This is a genomic window from Paenibacillus sp. WLX1005, from assembly GCF_046603685.1.
Taxonomy (GTDB): Bacteria; Bacillota; Bacilli; order Paenibacillales; family Paenibacillaceae; genus Saccharibacillus.
Window position 1 is genome coordinate 625330 of sequence record NZ_CP176756.1, and the last position, 18903, is coordinate 644232.

General features: G+C 50.2%; 17 protein-coding genes. 15 read left to right on the plus strand and 2 right to left on the minus strand.

Going from position 1 to position 18903, the window contains the following annotated elements:
- Positions 1-8: 8 nt before the first annotated feature.
- The 4 genes from ACE3MZ_RS02595 (at position 9) to ACE3MZ_RS02610 (ending at position 2595) form a co-directional block, all read left to right on the plus strand.
- A complete protein-coding gene (locus ACE3MZ_RS02595) occupies positions 9-1043 on the plus strand; it encodes an HD-GYP domain-containing protein (protein WP_411344998.1) in 1035 nt (344 codons plus the stop codon).
- A gap of 146 nt (positions 1044-1189) precedes the next feature.
- Positions 1190-1465, plus strand: coding sequence for a YneF family protein (locus tag ACE3MZ_RS02600; protein WP_411346675.1), 276 nt, complete (start codon positions 1190-1192; stop codon positions 1463-1465).
- A 53-nt stretch (positions 1466-1518) separates the two neighbouring features.
- A complete protein-coding gene (gene folE, locus ACE3MZ_RS02605; RefSeq protein WP_411344999.1) occupies positions 1519-2115 on the plus strand; it encodes a GTP cyclohydrolase I FolE in 597 nt (198 codons plus the stop codon).
- Between the two features lie 312 nt (positions 2116-2427).
- Positions 2428-2595 carry a hypothetical protein gene (locus ACE3MZ_RS02610; protein WP_411345000.1) on the plus strand — a complete coding sequence of 56 codons (168 nt, stop codon included), beginning with the start codon at positions 2428-2430 and terminating at the stop codon, positions 2593-2595.
- Positions 2596-2774: 179 nt separating this feature from the next.
- Here ACE3MZ_RS02610 and ACE3MZ_RS02615 read toward each other — a convergent pair whose 3' ends face one another.
- Positions 2775-3623, minus strand: a complete 849-nt coding sequence (locus ACE3MZ_RS02615; protein WP_411345001.1) for a MurR/RpiR family transcriptional regulator — start codon at positions 3621-3623, stop codon at positions 2775-2777.
- A gap of 83 nt (positions 3624-3706) precedes the next feature.
- Positions 3707-4840, minus strand: coding sequence for a serine hydrolase domain-containing protein (locus tag ACE3MZ_RS02620; RefSeq protein WP_411345002.1), 1134 nt, complete (start codon positions 4838-4840; stop codon positions 3707-3709).
- Between the two features lie 635 nt (positions 4841-5475).
- Here ACE3MZ_RS02620 and ACE3MZ_RS02625 point away from each other — a divergent pair.
- The 11 genes from ACE3MZ_RS02625 (at position 5476) to ACE3MZ_RS02675 (ending at position 18670) form a co-directional block, all read left to right on the plus strand.
- Positions 5476-6438, plus strand: a complete 963-nt coding sequence (locus ACE3MZ_RS02625; protein WP_411345003.1) for an ROK family protein — start codon at positions 5476-5478, stop codon at positions 6436-6438.
- 108 nt (positions 6439-6546) lie between these two features.
- Positions 6547-7452, plus strand: a complete 906-nt coding sequence (gene murQ, locus ACE3MZ_RS02630; protein ID WP_411345004.1) for an N-acetylmuramic acid 6-phosphate etherase — start codon at positions 6547-6549, stop codon at positions 7450-7452.
- Between the two features lie 338 nt (positions 7453-7790).
- A complete protein-coding gene (locus ACE3MZ_RS02635; RefSeq protein WP_411345005.1) occupies positions 7791-8651 on the plus strand; it encodes a biotin/lipoate A/B protein ligase family protein in 861 nt (286 codons plus the stop codon).
- A 95-nt stretch (positions 8652-8746) separates the two neighbouring features.
- Positions 8747-9745 (plus strand): beta-ketoacyl-ACP synthase III, encoded by a 999-nt coding sequence (locus ACE3MZ_RS02640; RefSeq protein ID WP_411345006.1) that lies wholly within the window; start codon positions 8747-8749, stop codon positions 9743-9745.
- Positions 9735-11189, plus strand: a complete 1455-nt coding sequence (locus ACE3MZ_RS02645; protein WP_411345007.1) for an ATP-grasp domain-containing protein — start codon at positions 9735-9737, stop codon at positions 11187-11189. Before ACE3MZ_RS02640 ends, ACE3MZ_RS02645 begins: the two co-directional genes overlap by 11 nt.
- A complete protein-coding gene (locus ACE3MZ_RS02650; protein ID WP_411345008.1) occupies positions 11186-12187 on the plus strand; it encodes an NAD-dependent epimerase/dehydratase family protein in 1002 nt (333 codons plus the stop codon). Before ACE3MZ_RS02645 ends, ACE3MZ_RS02650 begins: the two co-directional genes overlap by 4 nt.
- Positions 12188-12444: 257 nt before the next feature.
- The gene (locus ACE3MZ_RS02655) at positions 12445-13383 is read left to right on the plus strand and encodes an MBL fold metallo-hydrolase (RefSeq protein WP_411345009.1); all 939 of its coding nucleotides are present in this window, start codon (positions 12445-12447) and stop codon (positions 13381-13383) included.
- On the plus strand, positions 13371-14735 hold the full coding sequence (locus tag ACE3MZ_RS02660) for a F390 synthetase-related protein (protein WP_411345010.1): 1365 nt from the start codon (positions 13371-13373) through the stop codon (positions 14733-14735). Before ACE3MZ_RS02655 ends, ACE3MZ_RS02660 begins: the two co-directional genes overlap by 13 nt.
- On the plus strand, positions 14732-15940 hold the full coding sequence (locus ACE3MZ_RS02665) for a GNAT family N-acetyltransferase (protein ID WP_411345011.1): 1209 nt from the start codon (positions 14732-14734) through the stop codon (positions 15938-15940). The genes ACE3MZ_RS02660 and ACE3MZ_RS02665 overlap by 4 nt, the downstream gene beginning before the upstream one ends.
- 40 nt (positions 15941-15980) lie before the next feature.
- Positions 15981-16877, plus strand: a complete 897-nt coding sequence (locus ACE3MZ_RS02670) for an SDR family oxidoreductase (RefSeq protein WP_411345012.1) — start codon at positions 15981-15983, stop codon at positions 16875-16877.
- A gap of 539 nt (positions 16878-17416) precedes the next feature.
- Positions 17417-18670, plus strand: coding sequence for an alpha/beta hydrolase fold domain-containing protein (locus ACE3MZ_RS02675; protein ID WP_411345013.1), 1254 nt, complete (start codon positions 17417-17419; stop codon positions 18668-18670).
- Positions 18671-18903: the final 233 nt, after the last annotated feature.

An 18903-nucleotide genomic window follows, 5' to 3' on the forward strand; every position in this document is an offset into this window, starting at 1 on the left:
GATGTTGAATGAGATATGTAAGTATCGAAAATGTGGAAACCGGTCAATATCTGGCAAAATCCGTCTACTCCGGCAATGGCACCATTCTGCTGTCGGTCGGCGTTCAGCTTACTGTCTTTATGATCAACACGCTCAACCGAATCGGGGTTACGATGCTGTATATCCGGGACGAAAATTATGCCGATGTCGAGCCAGAAGAAATTCTGAGCGAGCAGACGAAGCAGCAAATGATCCGCGAGATGAGCGATACATTCGATGCGCTGCGCTCCGGTAAGGAATGGCATCCGCTGCGGATTGCGCTTAGTGTGGACGCGTTGCTGGAGGATGTGGTCGGTGCGCGTGAAGTACAAGTGCAATTGACCGAGATTCGTACGGCGGATAATGCCGCTTATGTGCATGCGATGAATGTGTGCCTGTTATCGGCGATTATCGGCATGAATATCGGACTCAATCAAGCACAGCTTCGTGAATTGGCGATTGGTGCACTGCTGCACGATATTGGCAAGCTGGGTGGTTCGGGGATGCTGGATAGTATTCCCGGCTCACGTATGCATCATACGTGGCGCGGCTTTGAACTTTTAAAATCCAAACGCGAATTCAATCTGATGATCGCTCACGTTGCTCTTCAGCATCATGAACGGATGGATGGTAGCGGTCAGCCGCGTGGATTGCCGGAAGAAGAGATTCATCGGTACGCCCGTATCGTGGCAATTGCCAATACGTACGACAATCTGATCGCCGATAAGGAACAAGGTGGCAAAGGCTTGTTGCCACATGAAGCGTGCGAGGAGATGATGGCATTGTCGGAGAGCGGGCTTGACCGTCAACTGCTGATCGAGTTCAACCGGATTGTGTCGGTGTATCCAAATGGGACAGGCGTCCGACTATCTACGCGCGAATCTGGTGTAGTCGTGCGTCAGCACCGTGGATTGCCGGGTCGTCCGGTCGTTCGCATCGTTAACGGCAGCGGCGATGCGCTGGAGATTAAGGAGATTGATCTAGCCAGCGCTACGACCGTATTTGTCGAAGCGGTCATGAATTAACATAACAGATGAAACCGTTCCGAAAATGTTTGCCTGTCCCTACCTGAAAATGGTATGATAATTGCTGTTCATGCCTGAATTGGCAGGGAAAGTGAAGGCGCTTTTCCGTGAACGAACGACAATGAATATACAGGGGTGGCTTTATGATGTGGTGGAACTGGGTCATACCGATTGTGACTCTGATTGTAGGTCTTGTCGCGGGATTCTTTATCGGTGCGTACTATTTGCGCAAACAGCTTGAGAAAATGCAAGGCGATCCGCAAATGCTGCAAAAAATGGCGAAGCAAATGGGCTACAACCTGAATGCCAAGCAAATGCAGCAAGCACAGCAAATGATGAAAAACGGCGGCACTCCACAAAAAGGCGGCAAGCCACAAATGCCTCCAATGGGACGCGGCAATCAAGGCAAACGCAGAAGATAATCAACATGACAGGCGTCAGTACATGAAGACCCTGAGTGTGGAAGGAGGTCAGCATGGCTGGCATTAAGGACTATACCAATCTGAATGTTGGTGAACACCGCGAACAGATTGAATACCATATCAAAGAAATCCTGAACCTGATCGGTGAGGATACAGAGCGTGAAGGGTTGCTAGAGACACCGGCACGGGTTACACGTATGTATGAGGAGATTTTTGCTGGATACAGCGTAGATCCGCGTGAGGCGTTAGGCGTTACGTTTGACGAGAATCACCAGGAAATGGTCATCGTGAAGGATATTGTGTATTACAGCCAGTGCGAACACCATATGGCGCCGTTCTTCGGAAAAGTGCATATCGGTTACGTACCAAGCGGGAAGATCGCTGGTCTGAGTAAATTCGCCCGTCTGGTAGAGGCGGTTAGCCGTCGTCTGCAAGTACAGGAGCGGATTACATCGCAGATCGCTGATATTCTTGATGAAGTGCTGCATCCGACCGGCGTCATGGTCGTCGTGGAAGGCGAGCATCTGTGCATGTGCGCGCGCGGCGTCAAAAAGCCGGGCAGCAAAACGATCACTTCCGCTGTTCGTGGCGGCTTCCGCAATGATGCTCCGCTACGTGCAGAGTTTCTATCGCTCATCAAAGAACACTAATGACAACGTGACGGCTGTCTGAATCAAGTAATATATATTCAGGTAGTTGAACCGGTGCAGAAGTGAACGATAAGAAGCGATGATTCGCAAGCCCAGAGAACGATCCGTTATGGATCGTTCTTTTTTTATTGTTAGCATCGGAAACAGAAAAAAGAGCGGCTACACCGCTTTTGGCGCAATACGATGAATGTCAATGGCAAATATAGTTGCTTCCTTATGCTACATTGTATTAGACTTTTCTGAAAGAAGACTTTTTATCATCTGATCCAAGGCTATACCCGATCAGAAAATTAACGTACGGAGGGGAAGCACATGGATATTCGTGAAAAGCTTGATCAACGTCTGCTGGAAATGACGGACGAGAACAAAAGCGAGTTTATTAAGCAAGTTTGCCTCGTGATGAACAACCGCAACAATTCGGATCTGATCGTTCGTGCGAAAATCAACGAGCTGGTTCAGCGTTTTGGTCTGTATGACTGAGGCGATATGCGATGGAATAACAGATGTAGCTGTATCCGGCGATGATTCATCATCGGAATGACATCTAACACAATAAAAAGGGCAGTCCTACGAAATCGTGGGACTGCCCTTTTTATTCAACACTCAATACTCAACATTCGGCATGAGGCATATAATATTCCACATGAAGTGCATCATGATCAACGTTTGCTTTTGCGTACGATATTGCGGCTCTTCTCCAAGTAGGTGACGGATTGTTCGTAGTCACGACTGGCGACGGCGAGATACAGAATATCGATCACATTCAATTGGGTGATGCGTGAGGACGTGGCGCCACTGCGAATTTCATTTTCGGTGGAGGAGATGTGCAGCGGGATATCTGCTAGACTGCCGACTGGTGTATTGCCGTAGCGGGTAATGGAGATCGTGCGTGCGCCCGCTTCCCGAGCAATCTTCATACACTCTACCGTTACAGGCGTTTTACCGGAATAGGAGATGCCTACGACGGTATCATCCGGGGTGAGCATGACTGAGGAGATCAATTGCAGATCCGCATCTGCAAAGGCAAAGCAGGTTTTGTTAATCCGTAGAAACTTATGCTGGGCATCGGTAGCAATCAGATTGGAAGCGCCAATGCCAAAGAAGAAAATGCGCTTCGCATCCAGCAATGCCTGAACTGCTTGCTCAATGCTGGCAGGATTGAGGATTTTGACTGTATCGCGGATGGACTGAATGTTGTTGGCAGATACATTCTCTATAATGCGCTCAATCGAATCATCCGGGTTGATCTCCTGATATCCGCTCTGCGACTGGCTCTGTTCTTGCAAATCACCGGCGACTTTGAGCATTAGCTCCTGATATCCTTTGAAGCCAGCAGATTTGCATAGCCGGATGACGGCTGCCTGACTGCCGCCGCTCTGCTCTGCAAGCTGTGCGACTGACATGCCGACGAGCCGCTGCGGTTGCTCCAAAATAAAGCTTGCGACTTTGCGCTCGGATGGGGTGATTGTATGAATAATTTCCCGTAATCGAACTAATCCGCCATTCATAATCATTGCTCCTTTGCCGGAGAGGATAGGTGAAGCGCCTTCATGTACAAGCCTTCATATACGATATGCACATGTGCAGCAAGTTATACCAAGGAGGATAGCTGATCCAGTACGCTGACAAGCGTGCTATGGAAATCACGACGTAACTGCTGGATGGGACGCTGCCGACCGTAATGGACACGATTAGTGAGCAGGACAACTACAAGTTCGCGTTCTGGATCAATATACAGGCTGGTGCCAGTAAAACCAGTATGCCCGTAAGCAGACGATGACAAAGCTCCACCAGATACATCCATCTCATCGCCATCTAGCACCCAACCAAGTCCACGGTGTACATGAGGCAACTGAGGCGTTTGCCGCTGAATGGCGGCGTGCTTGATTTCGCGACAATCAGCATCGTGTGATGTATGCAGCCATGCAAGCCCATAAGTTAATACATCATCCGCAGTAGCGAATAGACCGGCATGTCCGACGATACCGCCGAGTTGGCGTGCATTCTCATCGTGAACGATGCCCTGCAAATACGCGGCAGTTACAGCATCGTACTCCGTTGCAGCGATGCGCGGTATCCATGACGGTTCAGGGCGGAAGCAGCTATTTGGCATATGGAGAGGCTGAAAAATATACTGCGCTGCGCCTTCCTCCAACGACATTCCGGTGATCACTGTGAAGAGGTGCCCCAGCAGCATAAAGCCCGGATCGCTGTAGATCCGCTGTGTTCCCGGCTTATATTGCAGCTTCATCTGTCCAATTTGTTGAATTGCATCTTGTACTGTCCACGGACGCTGGGCGAAATCTGCGATTGCTGGCAGCCCGGATGAGTGTGACAGGAGTTGCCGGATCGTGATCATATGATGCGGCGAATGATTCATTTCCGGTAGATAGCGGGCAATATAATCATCTGGATCTAACTGCCCTTTGTACCATAAATGCAAAATCAATGGTAGCGTAATCATCACTTTGGTCAGTGAAGCGCAATCGTACAGAGTATGTACATCCGTGCGAATATGTTGATCTGGCGTATCGATTGCCCAGCCACCAGCATAATGCAGTTGATGTCCGCGATAGCTAATGGCGACAGATGCACCCGGAATTAGCTTATCCTGCATACCATGCCGCAGCGGTTCCCAGATCTGATCCAGCTCGGCAGTGTTCATAGATGATTCAAGCAGCTCGCTGTAATGAATGTATTCGTGGTGTGACTGATGTTGAGACATGGGAGGCTCCTTTCTGGTGAGATCAGAATGAGGATGAATGTGATCGGATCATGATGTTGGTTATATGTGATGTAAATTTACGTTTTGACATTATATTTTATCGTATTAAACGTATGATACGTCATGAAGGGGATATCTGGATAGACAGATCATGAACTTTTTGCAGAAAAAAACGAATTTTTTTAGAAGGAATGTATGAATTTCGGCACGATTTCGACAAAGGTAAGCGCGTGAGATTATAGGCTAACAATAGGTTGGATGTAAATAGGCGTATTGCGAGTAGCGGGATTAAGTGGCTGTTAGTGTTAGATACATAGAATATTCAGTGTGTTTTTGAAATAAAATTTCAAGATATATAGTTATTATAATAGACATACATGCAGTCTAATAGAAGAATTGATTATAGAATGGGAAAGGTAGAGGATGGAGAGAGAGAAATGTCGACGTTGTTTAAAATAGAGCTGTACATATCGTATCAAAATAGAGCAATATACATAAAATTTTATTTTACAAACAGCAAGTCGTGCACTAAAATATAAGCAATTATTCGAATCTGGAAATATGCTGGTATCTGTAAAATGAATGAACGAGTGAGCAACGTTATTTTAGTTTACATATACGGAGAGGATGAGGATATGCAGTTCGTGCTGGGCGTGGATAGCGGTGGAACGAGGACAGAAGTCATGGCTTGGCAGACAGACGGTCAATTGATTGGTAGCATGCACGGTGCGGCAGGTAATCCGAAGTCCGCTTTGTATGGAAACGAAGCAGATGCTGTGATGGATACGATCTTTCGTTTACTGACAGCGTACGATCTGGAACAGCATCATTGTATTGGAATTGGTGCTGGCATCGCTGGAGTGTATACAGCGGAAGAATGCGAGAGAGCGGCAGCGGCGATTCGTTCACGTTGGTATGAGCATCATGAGTCAATAGCCAGACTGCATCGTGATGCGGCTGTATTCCCGATTCAGGTTATAAATGATGCGGAGATTGCACTGCTGGCGTCGAATCGTACACGACACGGAATCATTGCGATTGCTGGAACCGGCTCCATTGTACTGGGCATCATGCCGTCGGGGGAACGGGTGCGCATCGGTGGCTGGGGTCATATTCTTGGTGATCAGGGCAGTGGGTATGCCATCGGGCTGCGCTGTCTGCAAACGGTTATGCTGAGCTATGACGGCATATTGCCATCCACGCGACTTACGGCGGAGGTGCTGGCTCATTATGGTGCAGACGTTCCGTCGCAACTGCGCGACATGGTGTATAGCATAGAGATAGGCAAGCAGCATATCGCAGCAGTGGCTCATTGTTGTCTGCATTCCGCAGAGCAAGGCGATCCGCTGGCGCAGCAGATTGTGACGGATGCGGCTCATGATATGGCGCGATTCATTATGACGTTGTACAAACAACATAAGCAATTGCAGCAGAGCGCTGTTACGGTGAGCGGGTCGATGTTCACTCGCTCTGACTGGTATCGCAATACGTGTTTGCAATATCTGCATAGTGAATATCCTGACATGCAGGTTGTTCCATTGCATCAATCGCCATGTTACGGGGCAGCGTTGTTGGTAGCGCCGCAGTTATTTTTGTAAACGTGTGCGAATGTAATGTTCCATTACGTTGATCGTATTGGAATCGATCTGATTGAAGCTGATCTCATTGAACATATAGTATTCTTAATCCCAAAGGAGCTGAATGCCATGAAACTGCCTATCGGACAACTGGTAACAGAGCAGCAAAATCCACGTACGATCCATATTGATGAACAATCCACTGAAGGTATTTTGCATATGATTAATCGGGAAGATCAGCTCGTTCCAGCAGCGGTGGAGGCATGTATTCCGCATATTGCGGCTGCTGTCGATTTGATTGTGGAGCGGTTTGCACAAGGTGGACGACTACTGTACGTAGGTGCAGGTTCCAGCGGTAGATTGGGTATACTGGATGCTGCCGAATGTCCGCCGACGTATGGCACTGATCCGCAGCAGGTAGTCGGTCTTATCGCTGGCGGACAACGAGCAATCCAATCGGCAGTAGAAGGGGCGGAGGACAATGTATCGCTCGGTCGCAGCGACCTGATTGCGGCACAGATTCGCGCCAACGATACACTGGTGGGTATTGCCGCCAGCGGACGTACGCCGTATGTTATCGGAGCGATGATGCAAGCGCGCGAACAAGGCGCAGCAGTCGTTGGCATTAGCAACAATCCGGGCAGCGAAATGGGTTCTTATGCCGATGTGATGATCGAAGCGGTCACAGGTCCCGAAGTGGTACTCGGCTCCACGCGTATGAAGGCAGGCACCTCGCAAAAGATGATCCTCAATATGCTGACAACTGCTAGTATGATTCGTAGCGGCAAAGTGTATCGCAATCTGATGATCGACATGCAGCCCACTAACGAAAAGCTGGTGAATCGAGCGAAGCGGCTAATTATGCTGGCAACAGATGCGAATGAGCAGACAGTAGAGCGGGTATATGTAGAAGCAGGCGGGCATATGAAAACGGCAATTGTGATGATTTTGCTGGACGTGGCTGCGGAGGAAGCGACACAACTGCTGGCGCAAACAAATGGCAATATCGGCAAAGCAGTACAGCGGATTACGTAATCTATAGGCGTCAGCAAATGTATGAACTTTATGTAGTAACTTTGATCATATCTGTTATAACGAACGCATAGGAAGCAACACCAATAAGCTCACCAATCATCATCTGGCATAAGACCTCGATGTTCGCAGTCCCTGCGGATCAAGCGGTCTTTTTTGTTATACTTTGCCCATGTGTCTTAATGAGATGCAACCATTCTCATCCGTAGAGAGGTTACAGAATATGTGCTGTATTGTAAAAACATCATTGTAAAAACTGGTATAATGAACAGATCAACTCAGCGAAAAAAGTGCAGCATACAGCAGACATCATGCCGCCAAAGGCAGGAGGAAACAGCGTAATGGATGAACAGCAGTATAAGCAGCAGGGAGAGGAACGGTACAGACTATCGACCGTGCCGGAAGGATTGGAGCAAGCGATCTGGTACAAAACACCGCTGCTGGGCAGCGATGTATCCATATTGGAGCCGATGGCATGGGAGGAGCTAATGTGCCGCAAGGTCGGACTTGGTCATCCGCCTGTTATTCATATGTGGACACACAGCGATGCGATGACGATCGGCTTGCGCGATCGCCGCTTGAGTGGAGCGGTGCAGGCAATGGAGCAATTCCGGCAAGAAGGTACATCGGTAGCAGTGCGCGCATCCGGTGGCGCAGCTGTTCCGCTGCATCGCGGTATTCTCAATCTGTCGATTATGCTGCCAAATCCGCGTAGCCGGATTAATATTCATGATGATTTTCGTTTTATGGCAGAGTGGATCAGTCGGGCGGTGCATCCGTGGACAACGAACGTGCAGACAGGCGAGGTAGAAGGTGCCTTTTGCCCGGGGGATTATGATATTGGTATTCATGGACGCAAGTTTTGCGGTATTGCGCAGCGTCGCCAATCCAAAGCATATATGATTACTGCCTTTGTCATTGTGAACGGGCATGGCGATGAGCTGGCAGCGCAGATTCGCCGCTTCTACGATCTAGCAGCGGGACCGGAAGATGCGGACAAACAGTATCCGATCGTGCGCTCTGGCACAATGGGCGGCTTGGATGAATTGGCAGGTGTGCCATCGGTGGAGAGCTATATGGAAGAACTGCAAAAGCTGTTGAATCACGGTCAACTGGCGAAACTACAATCGACGAACGGCGTATTGGATGTGCAGGAAGTACAGCAAACGATGCAAGAGCTGCGTAGTCGGTATGACGATTAGGCGAAGCCTGTTTTGTATATGTAGATAGACAACAACATGGACCGAGAGAACATACACACAAATAGACAAGTATTTTATAGATTCGAGGGATCATTATGCAGCATCGAAAAGTAAAGATCTTGGGTACAGGCAAATATATGCCATCCACGGCAGTTACAGATGAACAGGTTGATCTTCGTCTTGGGGTGCAGGCTGGCTGGGCAGCCAAAGCGGGTGGTGTTGGAACACGCTATTATGTGAGCGAAGGCGAGACGGCTTCGTACATGGGAGCAGAAGCGGCGAAGGCGGCACTGCAAGCAGCAGGGCTGACATTTGACGATATCGATTGCCTTGTGTGCACGAGCGGCACGAAGGAGCAGCCGCTACCGAGCACAGCGTCGTTTATCCAGCAGGCGCTGGGACAGCAGGACTCTGGTGTACCGGCGTTTGATATCGACGGCACCTGTCTGAGCTTCGTATTCGGATTGGATACCTTATCGTATATGGTTGCAGCTGGACGTTATCGTCATGTATTGCTGGTGGCGACTGAAGTGGCATCGGCAGGCTTGGACTGGAGTCATAAGGAAAGCGCTGTATTGTTTGGCGATGGAGCCGCAGCGGTCGTCATCGGTCCATCAGCACCGGATGAGACGTCCGGTATTGTGCATACATCGCTGCATACGTACAGTCGTGGCGCGCGGTATTCGGAAATTCCGGGCGGCGGTACACGGTTCCCGCCGGGCGATGAACGCAATGCGGACAATGCGTATCTGTTTCAGATGGACGGGCATGGTATTTTCAAAATGGCATCCAAGTTACTGCCAAACTTCATGAACGAATTGCTGACTGGTGCGCAAACGAAGATGGATGACTTCAAATTGGTCATTCCACATCAGGGCAGTGCGATGGCAATGCGTCTGATGCGCAAGAAGTTAGGCATCGGCGAGGAGCAATTTATGAATATTACGCCGAACCACGGCAATACGATTGCAGCTTCGATTCCGATGGGACTGCATGAAGCGATTGTGCAAAATCGAATTCGTCGCGGGGATCGCATATTGCTGATTGGCACCGCCGCCGGTCTGTCGCTGGGGGGCATGGTGCTTGATTACTGATCATGATTCTGCTCAGACACCACGAACTATTTTGCTAACTGGGGGACGTGCTCCTGTCACATTGGAGCTGGCGCGTTTGCTGCATCAGGCAGGGCATACAGTGGATGTTGCCGAAAGCTTGCCACAGCAGCTCTGCGCCCGTTCAAAAGCGGTACGTCAAAGCTTCGTTGTACCACCGCCACGCCAACAGCCACAGGCGTATATACAAGAGCTGGTGCGGATTGTGAAGCAGCAATGGATCGATATACTGGTGCCGACATGTGAGGAGATTTTCTATGTGGCGCATGGGTTGGAGCAGTTGCGTCAGGTGTGCGAGGTGCTAGTTCCACCAGCAACGATGCTACAGTCGCTGCATCACAAGGGCGAGTTTATTCAGCTCGTTCATGCTGCTGGATTGGATGCACCAGATACGATGGTGATCCATAATAGACAGCAGTGGGAAAAGGTACAGCATGGTGAGTGGAGCAGTCTGTTGGCGGCATCGTGCTCCGTCCAAGACTTGGATGCAGCGTCGGATCTACCATCTGTGTATACGTCTCGTTCGCTTGTATTCAAGCCTGCGTATTCACGCTTCGCTTCCAAAGTGATCATGCCTGCACAGGATATGACAGATGATCCAGCAAGTGCAGGTGAGCAGAATGAACGGTCGCCATCCGCTGTTATTGCAGCGCCAGACGGTCTGTCGGAACAGGAACCGTGGATCGCACAGGCTTACGTGCCGGGAGAGCAGTTATGTACATACAGTATCGTATATGAAGGAACCATTGTAGCGCACGCGACCTACCAGAGTCGTTATCGTAGCAGCGAAGCGGGAGCAAGCGTGCACTTTGAAGCGTTAGATCGACCGGATACGCTGGTGTGGGTACAGCAGTTGGTACAGCAGTGGAATAAGGAAGCTTGTTCGGTTGATCCGTCATCTGTCTCTCATCAAACGAACAACGCGGACGCATCCATAGCAAGCGAATCACCAATTCGTACTTTGTCAGCACGCGCATGTAGCGGGCAACTGAGCTTTGATCTGATTCAGGAGCGACAGACAGGCAAGCTCTACCCGATCGAATGCAATCCGCGGGCGACCAGTGGTATTCACCTGTTTACTGCCGCAGATAGATTGGATATGGCGATTGTAGCGCCGCAGCTGTTAGTGGAGCAAGGGCAGGTGATCATGCCGCAACCGGGCAGACGGGTGATGCTAACGTTGCCGATGCTGACAAGCGGCTGGGGACGGCGCTGGAGCGGCAGGCAATGGAAGCAATGGCTCAAGGCGATGAGAGGCGCACATGATGCGGTATTTCGATGGCAGGATATGATGCCATTTTTCGGACAGTTTGCCTTGGTATTGGCGGCGGTTCGCATTAGTAGACGAGAACAGATTACGGTGACGCAAGCGCTGACGCATGATATTGAATGGAATGGGCAGCCACTGGAAAGGAGCGACGTATGACCAAGGCACTTGTAACAGGCGCCACTGGATTTCTCGGTAGTCATCTGGCATATCGTCTGGCGCGTATCGGTTGGGACGTTACAGCGACGGGACGCAATGAACAGGTCGGGCAGCAGTTGGCGGCGGCAGGCATTCATTTTGTAGCAGCCGATCTGCGGGATCGTCAGCGGATGATAGATGCGTGTCGCGGGCAGGAGTATGTATTCCATTGTGGCGCGTTGTCGTCGCCGTGGGGGAAATATCGTGATTTTTACGGTAGTAATGTAGAAGGCACAGCACATGTAGCAGATGGGTGTATCTCTGCCGGAGTCAAGCGGCTAGTGCATGTATCGACGCCAAGTGTGTATTTTGACTATCGTGAGCGTCAGATGATCTCGGAAGTCGATCCGCTGCCAGAGCAGCCTGCCAATCATTATGCGGCGACCAAGCTAGAAGCGGAGCAATTGTTGAAGCGATATCGGCGTGAGCAGGAATTGCCGGTCATTATGTTGCGACCACGCGCGATCTTCGGACCGGGTGAGCAGGCGTTATTGCCGCGCTTGCTGCGTACGAATGCGCAATCTGGTGTGCCGCTGCTCAACGGTGGGCAAGCGGAGATTGATCTGACGTATGTAGATAATCTGCTGGATGTGATGCTGCTCTGTTGCGATTCTCCAACATTCACGCTAGGACAGGTGTACAACATTTCCAATGGCGAAGCGATGCCTTTTGAACAATTGGTAAAGCGGTTATTTGCCCTGCTGGATATTCCACTACGTACGAAAAAAGTTCCTTACAAAGTCGCCTATGGTGTAGCGGCGATGCTAGAGACGATGTATCGGATCTTGCCACTGTCTGGTGAACCAGCACTCACGCGGTATACAGTCGGCTCGATTGCAGTGCCGCATACGCTGGATATTAGCCGAGCGCAACAAGAACTGGGCTATGCACCGACAGTTAGCGTAGACGAGGGATTGCAGCGATATGCAGATTGGTGGAAACGTAACTCCCAATGGTAATAGCGAGAGCAATAAGAGCAATAATAACAGCAAGAGCAACAATAGTAAGAACAGCAAGAACAGCAATAGTAAGAACGACAGTAAGAATAACACCAGCAGCAACAAAAAGAACAGTAAGAGTAGCACAGCCATACCGAGAAAAAGCATAGTTGTACACAGACATCAAAGTCTAAATGAGTCATCTATTCAACGATGGCATGCAAGCAGATGAATACAGACGGAGCGATTATTCCAATGGAGAGCGAGGTGCAGTTTCCATGAAGCATAGCAATGTGTCCCTGTGGCTTGGTGCTGCGGGTTATTGCACACATCCAGAGATCTTGACGATTCGCGGTGGAACATGGCGTCCGACGGCATTTCCGGCAGGCTTTGCTTGTATTCGGCATCCACAGCATGGCATGATTTTGTTCGATACCGGGTACAGTATGCGCTTTTTCGAGGAGACGCGCAGATTGCCGCAGGCGTTGTATCGTTATTTGACTCCGGTTGTGTATACCGAGCAGGATCATAGTAGCGTGCAGCTGGAGCAGGAAGCTGGTGTGCGTGCGGACGAGATTCGGTATGTGATTTTGTCGCATTTTCACGGGGATCATATTGCGGCGGCACGAGACTTTCCGAATGCGCAATTTATATATTTGTACGAATCGTATGCGGCGGTGAAGCGGTTGAATACGTGGAAGGCGGTCAAAGCAGGATTTTTGGCAGGATTGCTGCCGGATGATTTTGAACAGCGATCCTTGCCGTTTACTCGCAGCGATCTGCAATACGATCATGAGCGACCGTTGGAGGAACGGAACCATGCTGCCAATATACTGGACATTTCGCCGCTGGCTACTCCGTTTGGTATGGCGGCTTCTGTGCTGCCGGATCTTGGTGTGCCGTACTACGATGTGTTCGGCGACGGCAGCATTCGCGCGTTAGAGCTGTCTGGGCATGCGGAGGGGATGATCGGTCTGCTGCTACATGCAGGAGGTGAGCCGTACTTGCTCTGTGCAGATACGGTCTGGAGCAGCCGCGCGTTTGCCGAGAATCGTCGTCCGCATCTGCTGGCGGGCTTGATCATGTCCAATCGTCAGCAGTTCCGCAGCAATATGGATCGCCTGCGTCGCTGGCATCTAAAATATCCGCAGCTGCGGATCGTACCGACTCATTGCCGGGAAGCACTGGCAACATGGGGAGGGAGATGGCTGAAATGAGTGTGCTGCGCATTGTGTATCATTACTGGCAAACGAGACAACGACGTAAGCGCTGGAATAGCCGTGAGGCGCTAGAGCGCTGGCAAGAGTGGCAGGTACAGCGCCATATTCAGTGGGTGCGAGCGCATTCCCCTTTTTATCGGCGGCTCTGGAATGGGATGAGCGATGGAGAGTGGCGCGACTTCCCATTGATTGATAAACGTATTATGATGGAGCATTTCGATCTACTGAATACGATTGGCATTACGCGTGAGCAGGCGCTGGATACGGCGCAGCAAGCGGAGCAGACGCGGGATTTTGCACCGGTATGGAACGGGGTGACGATTGGGCTGTCTTCCGGTACGTCGGGCAATCGCGGCATCTTTCTCGTGAGTCCACAGGAGCAGGATGCGTGGACAGGTAATGTGCTGGCGCGTCTGCTACCGGGCAGTTTGCGCGAGCGGCATCGGATTGCCTTTTTCCTGCGGGCGAATAGCAATCTGTATGAATCGGTACAGCGAGGGAGCTTGCAGTTTCGCTACTTCGATCTGACGCTACCGATGGAGCGGCATATTGCAGATATGCAGCAGTATGGTGCGGACATCTGGGTTGCGCCGCCTTCACTGCTGCGGATGCTAGCACAAGCGGCACAGGATGGCAAGCTGACTGTTCAGCCGTCCAAGCTGATCTCGGTTGCGGAGGTGCTAGACCCGCTGGATCGCCAGTACATCCAACAGACCTTCCAGCAAAAGGTACATCAGGTGTATCAATGCACCGAAGGCTTTCTCGGCACGAGCTGTGAGCATGGCACCATTCATCTGAACGAGGATGTGGTGCATATCGAGAAGGAGTATATCGACGACGAGCGGCGGCGTTTTATGCCGATTATTACGGACTTTTCGCGGAGAGCGCAGCCGATTGTGCGTTACCGGTTGAATGACATTTTGACCGAAGCGGCGGAGCCGTGTGCGTGTGGATCGGTATGTACGGCGATTGAGAGGATTGAAGGGCGGTATGATGATATTTTGTATATTCGTCCTTTGCCGCAACGACATTCAGATAGACAGGCAGATGGAACGGGGGCGGATGAGAAGTATATCCCGTTATTTCCTGATCTGGTGACAAGGGCGATTATTGCGGCGTCGCCGGATATTCAGCATTATCGGGCTATACAGCATGATGTGGATCGGCTGGAAATCTCGTATGTGTTGCCGCAGGGGATGGATGGCAAGGTAGAGCAAACGATCCGGCAGCGGATAGAGCAGCTATGTACAGGGCTTGGCGGACAGGTGCCGCAGCTAATGTTCAGCGAGTATGATTTTGTACCTGGACCAGTCAAATTACGCAGGGTAGAGAGAGGCTGGCATATATGAACGCTTCGAGAACAACGATGGATCATCGTTCTGACGATCGGTGTGCTGGCTCGGATGAAGTCAGTGTAGATATTCGCTGGTATGATCGGGACAGTCGCCACGAAATCGTCTGGCAGGATGACGCATATGGTGAATATGCACGTAGCTATCTACTGCCGCTACTGGAACACGGTACGCTGTCCATGTTCGCCAATGTGCAGACAGAACTGCTTATTGTGACGGTAGATGGCATTCCTCTGCCAGTTACAGTCAATGATGCACAATACGACAATTCCTACGTCTGCTCTCCGTATACGCATTATGTCAGCTATGCAAGGCAGGAGCTGAGTATGTTAAAGAAGCCATGGCTGGAAAAGGGATTGTCCCTGCTGCTACGTGGTCTTGGCACATGCTTGCGGGCAGTGCATATGAACAGAGTGGTGCAGATCAACAACTGGTTGCTATCCACCAATCTGTATCCAACACTTACGCAATTGCAGATTGAACAGGTGCAGCAGGCAGTTAACGCGCGTTATCCGCGTCATGTGATCATCTGGCGCTCGCTCAATGAAGTGACTACGCCTACACTCTGGCATACGCTGCACAATATGGGTAGCCGCTTCATTCCAAGCCGTCAGATTTATTTGCTACATCCTGCGACCATTCCTTCCAAGGCGCGCTGGATCATCAAGCGCGACCGCAAGCTGATGGACACTTTCCATTACACCGTTGTGCGCCCAGATGAATGGAATGCAGATGATATTCCGCGGATGCTGGAGTTGTACCAGATGTTATACATTGAGAAATATTCGATACATAATCCGCAATTTACAACGGATTTTCTACAACTTGCGCTGGAGCAGAGGACGTTGCAATTGTATGGATTGCGCACGGAAGGTCGGCTGGACGCGATTCTAGGCTTTTTTGCCCGGGATGGCGTGATGACGACGCCCCTGTTCGGTTACGATACGTCGCTACCAGCGGAAACTGGTCTGTATCGGATGCTGTCGGTGCTGCTGATCGAATTGGCAACAGAGCGCGGCGATCTGCTGCATGAGAGCTCCGGTGTCGGTCAGTTCAAGCGCAATCGCGGAGCATATGGTGCGCTGGAAGTGTCTGCCGTATATGATACAGGACGAGCATTGCCGATACGCTGCTGCTGGTGGATGCTGGAGCAGCTACTATACCGGATCGGCGTACCCCTCATTCATAGGCTCAAATTGTAAATAGTAAGCAGTTCACGAAAATGATGTGTCAGGGAGGGAAATGATGTCAGCTTCGTCTACACAGCAAGCGATTCGGAATCACTCATCAACCGATAGGAAACGCATTGTACTCATTACTGGCAGTTCGAGCGGATTCGGGCTACTGACAGCGATCACACTGGCACAGCAGGGCTGGCAAGTAATCGCTACAATGCGTGACCTATCCCGTAGAACAGAGCTGGATCAGCAGGCACAGCAAGCAGGCGTACAGAACCATATTCACTGTGTACGTTTGGATGTCACGCAGCCGGAATCTATTGCGGAAGCGATACATGTTGTGAGGCAGCAGTATGGACGGCTGGATGTGCTGATTAATAATGCTGGCTATGCTGTCGGCGGCTTTATCGAGCATGTGCCTATGGAAGTATGGCGGGCGCAATTGGAAAGTAATGTGTTTGGACTAATCGCAGTTACTCGTGAAGTGTTGCCGATGATGCGGGAGCAGCGTAGCGGGCAGATTATCAATATGAGCAGCGTGAGCGGCATTGCTGCTTTTCCAGGATATGCGCCGTATGCGACATCCAAATTTGCTATTGAAGGATTTAGCGAAAGTCTGCGTCATGAGATGGCGTCGTTTGGCATTGCTGTAGTGCTGGTCGAGCCGGGAGCATACCGAACGGCGATCTGGAACAAAGGATTAGATGATATTCAGACCGGTGCACAGAATCAGACATCTCCTTACGAACGACAGCTGAACAAAATACTGGATTACTCCCGCCACTCTGCCCAACACGCTCCGCATCCGCAGCAGGTTGCCGATCTCATCGCTCGCATTGTACAGACGAAACGACCGCGTTTACGTTATCCTGTTGGCAAGGGGAGTGGGCTGCTAATCTGGGCGCGCCGCCTGTTGCCTGCTTGGTTGCTGGAGTATATTATCCAGCGTGTTTTACGTTGAAATACGTTATTCCGTGATTAGATTACCTTTGCATAGGTTAATACTACAATGGGCCTGAGAAGCTGACTGGCATCAGCATCCCAGTAATCTACCCGATTTGTAAAAACTTCTGTACACAAAGGTGAGAACATTGAATAACACATATAACAGTAAAAAACACGTCGCATGTAACAAGTGTGGACACGAAATTCAAAACGTACTGGAACACGTCAAATACGTATTAAATGGTCACTGCGAGCACTGCGTACAATCTCCCGCTCACGCCGCGATGACACTGAAGCATTCTTCCTGAAATGATCGCAACGACCAAGACGATGCAACGAATACGATGATCACATAATGATCACTACCCAATCAGTTGATTACGCAACACTTTATAAATATATGCCGCTAGATGGCACACATCATGCTTTGATTGCTTCATAGCTGCAATCCTATTGGTGCAGCAGGATATGGATATCCCTATATATCGTACACCCAAGTCTGATGCTGGCTGAAAAGTCGGTATCAGACTTTTTTATATTCAGGAGGAACTTGATATGATCATTCCAGCTCGTCGCACTCATCCATTCACTTCAATACTTCGCATCACTGCACAAACGATAATTTTACTATTCGCTGGATTGCTGGCATTATGGGGAATTGTTGCCCAGCTACTGGCGGTCATCCCGACAACATGGCTGGTGCCTGCTTTGCGAATCGGTAGTGTACAGACCGTCATTCTTACCGTGTCCATTATCCGTGATGGCATGGGCATCTATAATATCGTGTATACATTCATCCCGCTCGTCCTGTTCGTACTGCTTATGTGGTGGTTCCGACGTCAACATCGCTGGTTACGCATTGTGACGACGTTATGTGCAGCAGCGTTTATCGTCAGTATCATTACGTATGTCAGTCTGGTCGTTACGGTTGCGCGGGAAGGTGGCGGCATGTATGCCTTGGCGCCAGCGAATATGCAGATGCAGTCATGGGGCAAGCCGGATCAGAGCATTACATTTGGTCAGCCGGACGGGACGCCGTTACAGGCAGATCTATATTTGCCAGCACAGACGGACAATAGCAACAACGTACCAGTGGTCGTGCGTGTGCATGGCGGTGGATTTACATCCGGTGGCAAAGCACCAACTGCCTATAATCGCTTTTTGGCAGATCACGGGTATGCTGTAATGGATGTGAATTATCGGCTTGCGAATACGCAGCAGCATACATGGAATACCGAAGTGGGCGATGTAGGTTGTGCGCTCACTTGGCTGAATACAAAGGGTGCACAAGAGTACCCACTGGATATGTCCCGAGTCGGTATATTCGGCGATTCAGCAGGTGGTAATCTGGCGATCAATGCGGCGTATATGTCCAACAATGGGACGCTTCAGCCTACCTGCGGCAATAGCAGCGACCTGCCGCATATCCAAGCGGTAACCGGGCTGTATCCAGTCGTCAATATGGTCGTCGCTCAGCAGCAATCTGCGATTGGCTATACGGTTGGGCAGAGTTATGTCGGCGGTACACCGTCACAGTATCCCGACCGCTACACATTTGTCTCCCCATCGACTCATATTAGCAAGGAGGCACCACCGACTCTGATCATTCAAGGCAGTCGGGATCATCTGGTGCTGCCGGGACCTGTGGCGGAATTTGCCACACAGATTGCTGCCAAAGGCATCGTTACCCGCTATATCGAATTACCATTTCTGGATCATCAGACTGGAGATGGATTGTCTACACTCACAGTTGGTACGCTGGCTCAGCAGCAATTTTTGCTAACTTGGATGGATCAGTATGTAAAATAAAAGTGTAGCTGATACAGCGAATGCTCTCATGTACTGAATATTAGATGTTCTAATATGTCAAATAGAGCAGATACGTTCTTAATACAATAAACAACATGATACACACAGTAAGTATCGCAGGAAACATTTCACAAAAAACAATAAGCATACTAGTAAAAGCGCTCACTTCCCTCGGGAATGAGCGCTTTTTGCTAATGGATATAAGGTAGGCGATTGATGAATGTTGGGCTACA